At 63.6% G+C, this 9381-nt stretch carries 7 protein-coding genes; 1 reads left to right on the forward strand and 6 read right to left on the reverse strand.

Annotation, left to right across the window (positions count from 1 at the left end):
• Positions 1 to 708 precede the first annotated feature (708 nt).
• The 6 genes from P3T43_RS35165 to P3T43_RS35190 all read right to left on the reverse strand — a co-directional run bounded on the left by P3T43_RS35165 (position 709) and on the right by P3T43_RS35190 (position 8191).
• Positions 709 to 2961, reverse strand: coding sequence for a hypothetical protein (locus P3T43_RS35165; protein WP_429285599.1), 2253 nt, complete (start codon positions 2959 to 2961; stop codon positions 709 to 711).
• Between the two features lie 401 nt (positions 2962 to 3362).
• Positions 3363 to 3806: an acyl-CoA thioesterase gene (locus tag P3T43_RS35170; protein WP_429285594.1), complete on the reverse strand. Its 444-nt coding sequence runs from the start codon at positions 3804 to 3806 to the stop codon at positions 3363 to 3365.
• A gap of 37 nt (positions 3807 to 3843) precedes the next feature.
• Positions 3844 to 4992 (reverse strand): iron-containing alcohol dehydrogenase, encoded by a 1149-nt coding sequence (locus tag P3T43_RS35175; RefSeq protein ID WP_429285600.1) that lies wholly within the window; start codon positions 4990 to 4992, stop codon positions 3844 to 3846.
• Positions 4993 to 5127: 135 nt separating this feature from the next.
• On the reverse strand, positions 5128 to 5658 hold the full coding sequence (locus P3T43_RS35180; protein ID WP_429285595.1) for an NUDIX domain-containing protein: 531 nt from the start codon (positions 5656 to 5658) through the stop codon (positions 5128 to 5130).
• 81 nt (positions 5659 to 5739) lie between these two features.
• On the reverse strand, positions 5740 to 6771 hold the full coding sequence (locus tag P3T43_RS35185) for a threonine aldolase family protein (RefSeq protein WP_429285596.1): 1032 nt from the start codon (positions 6769 to 6771) through the stop codon (positions 5740 to 5742).
• A 94-nt stretch (positions 6772 to 6865) separates the two neighbouring features.
• Positions 6866 to 8191: a YbfB/YjiJ family MFS transporter gene (locus P3T43_RS35190; protein ID WP_429285597.1), complete on the reverse strand. Its 1326-nt coding sequence runs from the start codon at positions 8189 to 8191 to the stop codon at positions 6866 to 6868.
• 151 nt (positions 8192 to 8342) lie between these two features.
• Between P3T43_RS35190 and P3T43_RS35195 the strand changes: the two genes are divergently transcribed.
• The gene (locus P3T43_RS35195) at positions 8343 to 9263 is read left to right on the forward strand and encodes a LysR family transcriptional regulator (protein WP_429285598.1); all 921 of its coding nucleotides are present in this window, start codon (positions 8343 to 8345) and stop codon (positions 9261 to 9263) included.
• Positions 9264 to 9381 lie beyond the last annotated feature (118 nt).

The following is a 9381-nucleotide window of genomic DNA, read 5'->3' on the forward strand; positions in this document are numbered from 1 at the left end:
TTCTTTCGGGCTGTGAGCCCCGGTAAGCAAACGGGCTACCGCTTCCAGTGAACGGAAAGGATCAGTTTCCGGACACTGCAGTCAATATACAAGTAAGCAAAGAAAGCGGGCTCACACCGCCAGCTTGTAGCGAGCCGTCTCTCTTGTGAACCGGAAACGGCCCAAGACGAGACGCGCCCTCGCGCCGCACCCGTCATTGACAAAGGGCTCATCCACCCCACTCCGCACTCCGTGCGTCGCGGATGGGTCTGCCTCGAAAAACCGGTGGCGGAGTGTCGGGCCAGCGACACGGAGGGGCAGCAGGTTTGCGCGGGACACAGCGTCAATTCCATAACGTTAGCTTTCCTGCAGAACTCGCTGAGCCTGTTATGCCCGACAGCGGGGCGCGCAGCGCGACGCTGGAACGGATGAGTGCTGTGCCACTGAGATTTGTAGTGCGAGAGACGGTCTCGTGTTGGGCCGTTTCCCGTTCAAAACAGAGATGACTCGCTAAAAGCTGGCGGTGTGAGCCCGCTTTCTTTGCTTACTTTCTTTGCGGCGGCAAAGAAAGTAAGTGCTGCCCCGCACAGGGGCGAAGCTAATAGACCACTAAGAATACAAGGGAAGGCCAATACCGTAAGAACACAGCCAAAAGCGCCGCTGGCAAACAGACCAACAGACCACCCACACCCCAAGAGAACAACCAAAGCGCCGCAGGCAAAAAGATAGTCACCTCTTACCCACATCCACCTCCAACCCCCCATCCTCCCCCATCCTGACCTTCCCCATCGCCACATCCCGCCGGTAGGCATAAAGATCAAACTTCATCGTCCCAGAGGAAGACCCATCCCGAATCAAAGTCCGCCCATTCGTCACCAGAGAATCAAACATCTTGATATCACCCGACTCGATCCAGACATAACTCCCGCCAGCCCCCGCAGGCGGACGCGCCACCACCGCGCCACGCTCGCGCCGGAACTTCAACACCAACCCCTCGTCCGTCACCGTGGCACTCATCAGATGCCCCTGCAACACCGGCGGTGGAAACACCGTGTACTGATCGAACACCAGTTCGTTCCCCTCCAACGCCACGCCCTTGCGCACAAACGGCGTCAACGACGCCAACGGAATATCCAGCGCCCGTAACATCCCCGCCTGCGGCACTCCCAACACTTTGACGGATGTCGGTGCATACACCAGATGCCGCTCGTCACGCGCCTCAATCGTTCCACTCATCGTCGTGGGCAGCCATACCCCCGGGAAGTGATTCCACAGCTTGATGCCCCCCGTCACCTGCAACGCGCCGTCCTCCGGCGTCAGCTTCAGATCGTTCAGCGAACGCGGCTCGTAGTCGAGTAGATAGTCGTTGAAGAGCGCCGCCATCGCCGACCACGGTTCCACCACCTCGCCGCCTATGATGCGAATGTCGTACTGCTCAGGATCGTCCAGGTCGACCGGCTGCCCCGGCTTCTTCGGCACCATCTGCGCATCGAGAGAACGCACATGAAAGCCGATCCGTCCCGTCACGAAAAAATCGACGTTCTCCATATGGATCAGCGGCGCCGGTCCCGATGAGTGACGTTCGTCCGTGATCGCCGAACCAGAAGAACCCGGCGTGGCCGCATTCGCGCCAGCAAACGCTGTCCGGGTGCCGACCGGAATGGCCCGTGCTTCTGACGTGCGCAGATCCGGTGGGACGCGCTGCCACTGCAGTCGCGCCGCCGCCAGCGACATCTGCTGACCACGGATCAAGCTATCGTTGAAGCGCGCGCTCGCGCTGCCGGTTTGCGGCGCGCTATCGTGTGAAGCGCTCGCCAGCGTATCGAAAGAAGGCAGGTGGACATCGAGTGCGCCGGCTTCATCGAAGGTGAAATAACCCGCCGCCATCTGCTCGCGATAGTGATACAGGTCCAGCACAAACGGTTCGTTCGTATCGAGCGCAGTCAGCGTCATGTCGATATTCATCGGCATCGAACGCATGAACTTCACGTCGCCACCCTCCACCAGCATGCCGCGCGGCGGCATCGTCGCGGGCCAGACGATGGCGTGCAACGTGTGATCGTCGAGCGTAAAGCGCACGCCCGCCGATGACGTGTCGATATGCGTGATCGTCATACGCAGCGCTGGCGGCGGGGTAAGTTTCGCCACTTGCATCACGACATCGTCGCCTTCCAGCCGCGCAATCGGCGTGTTCACCTTCAACAGGTCGGCCATCTTCACGTGCGCGGCTTGCATCAGCTTGTCCGCCGCCACGCCGGCCACTTCGACGTGATCGGCATGAAACACGAGTTCCGCTGCGTTGCGCATCGACAGCGAGCCCGTCAGGACGATCGGCACCCAGCTATCGCGATGCATTTCGCCGGTGATACGCAGCGTGCCGCCGTCCTGCGGCACGACCTGCATATTGCGTAGCGGCGAGCCCTGGTATTGGAACAGATACAGGTTGAAAATCGCCGTGAGTTTGGCGCTATCGAGCGTGACGTCGCCGCGGTGAACATCGATGACGACGCTGGTCGGGTCGTCGAACACAACCGGGGCGCCCGGATGTGTCGGGCTGAGTGTCGCGGCCATGCTGTGGATCATGAAACCGATATCGCCGGTCACCCGGAAGTCCACCTCGCGTGCAAACATCAGTGAGCCGTCGATGCCGGAGTCGCGCAGCGTCAACGGACGAACCCGTTGCCCGGCCAGGCCGCTTAGCGACGGTACGCGCGCTGCAATACGCTGTTCATCGGTCAACTTGCGCTGCTTGGCGATTTCCAGTGCGGGACGCGCGGAACTCGCAGCCAGCGGCGCCTGACGCGGCAAGGCGTCATCTGCTATTGCCGCGCCGCTCTGTGAAGCCGCGACAGGCGTCGCCGGCGCCGGAGCATCACTCGCGGACGCACTGGCCTGCGCGCAGCCGGATACCAGCAAGGCCAACGTGACCAGCACGGCGCACGGCACGCACCTCGTCAACGCAAGCGCGACATCTCGCGCCATGGTTTTTGTCTCTGCCCTTCGCATGCTGTCTCCTCCCTTTTGACATCGCGGCGCCAGATGGCGAGCACGATGCAGGGTCATCCACTGCAGCGGCAGGTGCAGAATTGATCTGAAACGTCATCCTGCCCGCGAGCGCTGATGATCTGATTGTCTTTATTTGTGGCCGCGCTGCCGACAACATTTCTGGAGGACGCTCACCAAACGATCAAGCGTTTGAATCGGCGACACGTCTCCGCGCCAGGCCTTATAGACAATGGCGCAGATCAATTTCCAGAAGCCGGATTCAAACAGGAGAAATTACCTTGGCGAGATGCCATCACGCTTGAGAGCGAGACGCGTGATACGCGGCGCGCAGAAACACCGCGAAACAGGCCGTGCCGCAGCGCAATAACCGCCGCACCTTATTCCGTGGCAACGACAAGCGGCGCGAGTGCGGCTCGCAATTCAGCAGGCAGTGGCACCGGCCGGCGCGTGGCGCGGTCCACGTAGACGTGGACAAAATGTCCCTCTGCGGCCGGCTGTTCCTCGCCGTCCTTGAACAGACCCACCTCGTAGCGCACGCTCGTCGAACCGAGCCGCATCACCCGCAGACCCGCTTCGACACGCTCGGGAAACACCAGCGGTGCGAAGTACTTGCACTGCGTTTCGACCACCAGCCCAATCGTCGCGCCGTGTTCGACATCGAGCACGCCGGCACGAATCAGATACTCATTCACGACCGTGTCGAAATAGCTGTAATAGATGACGTTGTTCACGTGACCGTAGACATCGTTATCCATCCAGCGGGTCGTGATCGGCAGGAAATGACGGTAGGCGGTGCGCGGCGAGGGAACGTGTCGGGTCATCGTCAGCAGTGTGCAAGCGTTGAGTGAAGAGGCGTTGTCAGAGCGATTCGCTCAACATGCGACGGTAGTCGTCCGCGCTCGCTTCGCGCGGATTGGTCTTGTGGCAGTGATCGACGAGCGCCCCCTTGATGACCTTGTCGAACACGCTTTCGTCGACACCCATCTGCCTCAGGCCGGTTGGCAGACCCAGGCGCGCGGTCATGTCGAATAGCGCCTGCGCGAGGTCGGCGTTCTCCGCAAGACCCATCACGCGACGCATGCGCGCGTAGCGGCGATTCGCCACCACCGTATCCGCGTGCTCGTTGAAACGCAGGACCGCCGGCAGCACGACCGCGTTGAGCGTGCCGTGATGCAACGAGGTGCGCCCGTTCACCGGCACGCCGCCCAGCGGATGCGACAGCGAATGTACGCAGCCGAGCCCTTTCTGGAACGCCATGGCGCCTTGCATCGACGCGCTCATCATGTGCAGACGCGCATCGCGGTCGCTACCGTCCTGAGTCGCGCGTTCGATATGGGCCCAGCCGCGCTCCAGACCGTCGAGCGCGATGCCGTCGGCGGGAGGATTGAAGGCCGACGAGAGGAAGGTTTCGATGCAATGTGCAATCGCATCCATGCCGGTGGCAGCGGTCAGAAGCGCTGGCAGGCCGAGTGTCAGACCCGGATCGCAGATCGCCGACTTCGGCAGCAGATGCCACGAGTGGAAACCCAGCTTGCGGCCGTCGTTGAGAATCACAATCGCGCCGCGCGCCACTTCGCTGCCGGTGCCGGCGGTGGTTGGAATCGCGATCAGCGGCGCGGCGGCGTCGGTGATCTTGCCGCTGCCGCCTTCGATGGTGGCGTATTCGGTCAACGTTCCGCCGTGCGTGGCCGCTATCGCGACGCCCTTCGCAAGGTCGATGGAAGAGCCTCCGCCCACCGCGATCAAGCCGTCGCAACCGGCTTCCCGATACTGCGCCACGGCGGCCATCACCATCGCTTCCGTCGGATTGGATGGGGTGTCGTCGAACACCGGCAGCGCGCCGAGTTGCAGCGCATCGAGCGCGCGCTGCGCGACGCCGGCCGCCACCACGCCTTTATCGGTAATCACGAGCGGCCGCTTGATGCCGGTGCGCGTGCATTCCGCAGGCAGTTGCGCCAACGCGTCGTAGCCGAGATGGATGTGCGTGAGATAGTAGATATAGGCCATATCGGATTGCATTTCCGGATGAGAGGAAAGAAGCGCATCGCCATCGGCGCCCGGCCAGGCGACGCGTGCCTGCATAACGCCCACATCATGCACGCGCGCCCGATTACTTCCGCGAGCGATCGCGTTTCTACCTCGCTACTGACCAGGCCGCTCGACGAACTCGAACGGCAAGCCGCGCCGCCGCATCCACTCACCAAGCGCCTGCCCCGTGCCCGCGCGCCACGGACGCAGTTTGGCAGGCTCGATCAGCCGATACTCGAGCAGCTCCGGCGACAACGCGATCGTGCCGTAAGCCCGCACGTGGTACGCGATAATCAGTTCGTTCTTCTTCATGAATTCGTAGACGCCGATCAGTTCGATCGTCTCCGCCTGCAGCGCGGTCTCCTCACGCACTTCGCGTGCGATGCCCTCTTCCGGCGTCTCGCCATTCTCCAGGAAACCGGTGATCAGCGCGAACATGCCTTCGGGCCACGCGGCGTTGCGCGCGAGCAGGATCTTGCCTTCGTACTCGACGATCGCGGCCACCACCGGCAGCGGATTGTCCCAATGCACGTACCCGCAGGTTGGATCAGGGCAGATCTGGCGAACGCGAGCGCCTTCGTGCTCGGGGTCGGTACGTTGGGTCAGTGGCGTGGTGCAGCGGGGGCAGAATCGGTAGTCACTCATGGCAGGCAGGCGTCGTCTCTGTATGGCGTTGTAGTGTGGGCGCATCGCTGCGCGAATGGATTTTGGCGCTGCGCTGCGCGGTCACGCCGCGCACAGATCGCGTACCTCGGTCGCGAAGCGCTCGACGGTCTCGGGCTGCGTGTCCCACGCGCACATCAGGCGGCAACCGCCCGCGCCGATGAACTCGTAGAACTTCCAACCCTTCGCCCGCATGGCCTTCGCCACGTGCGCCGGCAACTGCGCAAACACCGCGTTCGACTCGCTCGGAAACATAATGCTCACGCCCGGAATCGCCGCGAGGCGTGTCTCCAGCAATTTCGCCATGGCGTTTGCGTGGCGCGCGTTGCGCAACCAGACATCGCCGTCGAGCAAACCGAGCCACGGCGCCGAAATGAAGCGCATCTTCGACGCCAGTTGTCCAGCCTGCTTGAGGCGATAGGCAAAGTCATCGGCCAGCGCGCGGTCGAAGAACACCACCACTTCACCGACCGGCAAGCCGTTCTTGGTACCGCCGAAGCACAGCACGTCTACACCCGCGCGCCACGTGATCTCGGACGGATGCACATCCAGCGCCGCCACTGCGTTCGCAAAGCGCGCGCCGTCCATGTGGACCTTCAGATGGCGGCGTTTCGCAATCGCGGCGATCGCGCGCACTTCTTCGACGCTGTAGACCGTGCCCACTTCGGTCGACTGCGTCAGCGTCACGACCTTGGGCTTCGGATAATGGATATCGGCGCGACGCGTGACGACGGCCTCGATTGCATCGGGCGTCAACTTGCCGCCGACGCCGGGTGCCGTCAGTAGTTTTGAGCCATTCGAGAAGAATTCCGGACCGCCGCACTCGTCGGTTTCAATATGCGCGAGTTCATGACAGATCACCGAGTGATACGACTGACACAGCGATGCAAGCGCGAGCGAATTGGCCGCCGTGCCGTTGAAGACGAAGAACGCCTCGCAGTCGGTTTGAAACAGGTCACGCAGACGGTCGCAAACCTGCTCGGTCCAGGAGTCGTCGCCATACGCGGGTTCGTGGCCGCTGTTGTTGGCGGCGATCAGCGCATCGAGCGCTTCGGGACAGATGCCCGCGTAGTTGTCGGACGCGAAATGTTGCATGGCTGGCGACGCGCCCGGCGACGGGCGCTGGAGAGATGACCGGAAAGCGGTCATTTTAGTGCGCTAGCCCGTAATTTGTTTTTGCCTCGCCAGATTAAAGTGGGCGTGGCTTACGCGGCAGGTACGCGACGGCTGTCAAACCCAGGGCGCCGACGAGTAACGCGCCTGCCGCCAGCCACAGGGCCAGTGAGAACGAGCCGGTGTGCACCGCGATCGGCGCGGCCACCAGCGGGCCGATGATCTGGCCGACGCCGTACGCCGCGGTCGCGTAGCCCATCAGCCCTGCCGCATGATTGCCGCGCAGGCGGCGTGCCTCGCGCATTGCGAACAGCGTGATCGCGGTGAACGGCAGCCCGATCAGCACGCTGCCGAGCCCGAAGCCCCCTTCGGTCGGCCAGACGATGCCCATTGCCACACCGACGGCCTGCAGCACGTAACAACCCGCAAGCAGGGTCCGGTTGTCCCAGTGATGCGGCAGCCGCGCCGCGCCCAACGCGCCGACCATCAGCGCCACCCCGAACATCGGCCAGAACAGATCGGGCCACGCCGAACCCGGCAACGCATGACGCGCAATCACCGGCAGGAAGGTCGCGGTAATGATGTAGCCGAAGCCGGGCACCCCGTAGAGCAGAACGAGCCAGAATGCGTCAGCGCGGTGGAGCGCGGGGCGACGTGAAGGCGCCGCGGAGCCGGTTGCGGTTGCGGTTGCGGGCTTGGTTGCGGGCGCGGCCTCGACGCCCTTCGAAGGTGCCGCGACACCGCCATTGGATGCCGTGGCGGCACCTGCGCCCACGTCTCCCGGCGTCCCGCTTGTGGTTCCGGCGACAGATTTCTCGACAAACACCCCCCAGACCAGCGCAGACAACACCGCCGCCGCCAGCCCGAAACTCAACCAGCCCACGCGCGCTCCCCAGCCGCCTGCCGCGCTCACGAACAGGCCCGTCGCGACGATTCCCGCACCCGGGCCGGCATAGACCACCCCGCTCCAGCCATGCGCATCCAGCTCGGCAAGCCGCCGCAGCCCCCACTGCGAGGCGAACACGAAGGTCCATGCGCTGACGGCGCCCGCCACGAAACGCACGGTCGCCCAGATCCAGAACTGGTGGGTCAAACCCATGGCGAGGGTCAAAAGCACGGTGAGCAGGAGCCCCGTGCGCACCATCCGCGCCGGTTCGACCCGCAACGCCGCGCAAGTGACCGCTCCGACGAAATAACCCGCGTAGTTGAACGAAGCCAGCCAGCCGCCGTGGCGAATGTCGAGGCCGCCGCCGTGCAGCATCAGCGGCAACAGCGGGGTGAAGGCGAATCGTCCAACCCCCAGCACGACAGCCAGCGCGACCATGCAGGCAATGGCCGCCTGACGCGCCGGGTGGGAGCCGGTGGAACTGGCGAAGTGACGAGGGGCAGCGAGATCGTCCATACGGTGTCGAAATTGGCAAAAAAAGGGGGGAATGAAGGCAAAAGTGGGACGACGGCGCAGCGTATACCTCACGCCGTATCAGCATCCTAGCTTGACGGTTTCATCACGAAAAATGAATAATACAGATAGAACTCATCACACAGAGAGAATTATGGATCTCGCCGCTCTGACGATTTTTCGCGCGGTCGTGCGTGAAAACGGGGTGACCCGTGCCGCCGCGAAGCTCAACCGCGTGCAGTCGAACGTCACCACGCGTATCAAGCAACTCGAGGAACAACTCGGCACGGAACTGTTCATCCGCGACGGCCGGAAGCTGGTGTTGACCCCAGCCGGCGAGACGCTGCTGCCCTACGCCGAACGCCTGCTCGCGCTCGCCGACGAGGCCCGCCACGCGCTGCGCGAAAGCCGTCCGAGCGGTCGGCTGCGTCTCGGCACCATGGAAAGCGCCGCGGCCAGCCGCCTGCCGCCGCTGCTTGCGCACTATCACCAGAGCTGGCCTGAGGTGGAGCTTGAACTCGAGACCGGCACGACCCGCCGCCTGATCGAACGGGTCCGGGAGTTCGAGGTGGACGCCGCGTTGATCGCAGCCCAGCTCGACTCGAACTGGGCCGGCGATCTGTTCGAGGCCGTGCCCGTATTTCGCGAAGAGCTGGTAATGCTGACGCCGCGCGGCCATCGACCCATTCGCGAGGCGCGCGATATTGCCTTGTCGACCTTGATTGCGTTCGAGCGCGGCTGCGTGTATCGCGCTCACGTCGAGCGCTGGTACATGGAACACGGCATCCGTCCGGCGCGGGTTCTGGAGCTGGGCTCATATCACGCGATCGTGGCATGCGTGGCAGCCGGGGCGGGTGTGGCCGTCGCGCCGCGCTCCGTGCTCGAATCGCAGCACGACCTGAACAACATCGCGATTCATTCGCTAGGCGAGCTGGGCTGCATCGATACGCTGCTGGTGTGGCGGCGTGGGCATTTTTCGTCAGCGCTGAAGGCGTTGCGCGAGACCTTGCAGGCCAACAGCAATCTCGTGCCGTCTGTGGTGGACCAGAGCGAGCTGGGCGTGGCGACGGTGTAACGACCGGATTTGCGCGTTCAGCAGTGCGGGTGCGGGTGCGGGTGCGGGTGCGGGTGCGGGTGCGGGTGCGGGTGCGGGTGCGGGTGCGGGTGCGGGTGCGGGTGCGGGTGCGGGTGCG

This window comes from Paraburkholderia sp. GAS41 (assembly GCF_050436545.1).
Taxonomy (GTDB): Bacteria; Pseudomonadota; Gammaproteobacteria; order Burkholderiales; family Burkholderiaceae; genus Paraburkholderia.